Annotated in this window: 1 protein-coding gene; it reads right to left on the reverse strand. The window is 41.4% G+C overall.

Annotation, left to right across the window (positions count from 1 at the left end; translation table 11 throughout):
• Positions 1-49 precede the first annotated feature (49 nt).
• Positions 50-1,390: an IS701 family transposase gene (locus AC3A14_RS24660; protein WP_487779247.1), complete on the reverse strand. Its 1,341-nt coding sequence runs from the start codon at positions 1,388-1,390 to the stop codon at positions 50-52.
• Positions 1,391-1,463: the final 73 nt, after the last annotated feature.

Below are 1,463 nucleotides of genomic sequence, written 5' to 3' on the forward strand. Positions count from 1 at the left end.
CCCTCTTTTGTCACTCTGCCGAATCAAGATAGGAATTAAGATAAGGGATTTAGGCTGAAGAAAAAAAGTATTGAAATTGATTGACACGGTGTAGCAATGGGCGAAGTGATGAGAGTAATTGCCAATCTGGGAAAACTTGAAACCAAGGCACAATTGCCCAGAATAGTAGAGACGGTTTCATCAGTACACGAATATTATTCAGGGTATTTTTCCATCCGTGATTGGGCTGCCAATAGGGAGGCTTCGACATCCTTAATAGAGAATGATCGTTGTCAGTATCTGGGTCTGGAGTAACTGACTCTGTAGACTGACGCAAGGGTGGAGTATGTAAACTAATCATCAAGTAAGCACTCAGAATCAGTTCCCACCATTTTTCAATGCTGGCAAAATCAGTGAATCGATAGTCAGTCCATCCCAGTTCTTGTTTACATTGTCGGAAGCTATATTCGATCCAAGTTCTCTGACCATAGAGATTTCCCAGGCATGATTTCAATTGACTCAGCTTTCCTTGTAGATTGGTCATAATGAAGCTAGTTGATTGAGCTGGCAGAGTCTCTGGGTCAGTTGTCACTTCCCAATAAGTAATAGATTGGCGACGACCATAAATGATTTCTCTGATATATCGTATCTCACTTTTACCCTCACTAAATTCTCGTTGAAACTGGCTCCACCTATTGCTTCTAACTTGCTGGTGTGATGGCATCCATACTCCATGATTGCTACGAATTGCCACCACCCAAGGTAAGTTATGTTTCTCTAAAGTCTTGATGAATTGACTACTTTCACCATACAGGCTATCAGCTAAGACTAGCTCAATCTTAAATCCCGATTCTACCAACTTACTGACTATTTCTGAGGCAATTTTGATTTGGCTTTTATAGCTGTCAGATTCTTTCAGCCTTTTCTGGGGCTTAAACACTTGGTTAAGTAAAGGAAATGTCATATTTTCATAGATACCATAAGCATTGACTGAGACCATTCCATTATCGATTTTGCCCACGCTCCCCAGATATTGACGAGACACATAATCTGTGGTTTTACCTTTTTTTCGATCTCCCGTTTCGTCAATGACTACTGTGATTTTCCTGCCCTCTAATCTTGATCGCGTTTTCTCTATTCTTTTCTCTCTTAACTTTTCTACTGACCAGGGAGAGGTGGTGAGAAAGTGGTGCAACCCTTGGGATGATTTCATTCCCACAGCTTTCGCTATCTCCGGTAGCGATTTTCTCTTGATTTCTGCTACAATCCCCACATGTAACCACTTAAAATGTTCATAGCTTCTCACTTCCGGAAATATCTCTTTGTACTCTTGACAATATTCATCTACCAACAAAATCGTTGCTTCGGCAGAGCGAGCTACATGTTTCCGAAGTGTTAACTCTCCATCCATCGTCTACTCTACTCTTCAGCTCTTTACCTTCCCTCTTATTCTAGCCCTCTTTCGGCAGAGTGACAAAAGAGGG

This window comes from Roseofilum sp. (genome assembly GCF_982964205.1).

What these genes read in the sequence shown, in the direction of transcription:
- AC3A14_RS24660 (WP_487779247.1), bottom strand. Translation starts at nt 1,390, where the DNA reads ATGGATGGAGAGTTAACACTTCGGAAACATGTAGCTCGCTCTGCCGAA.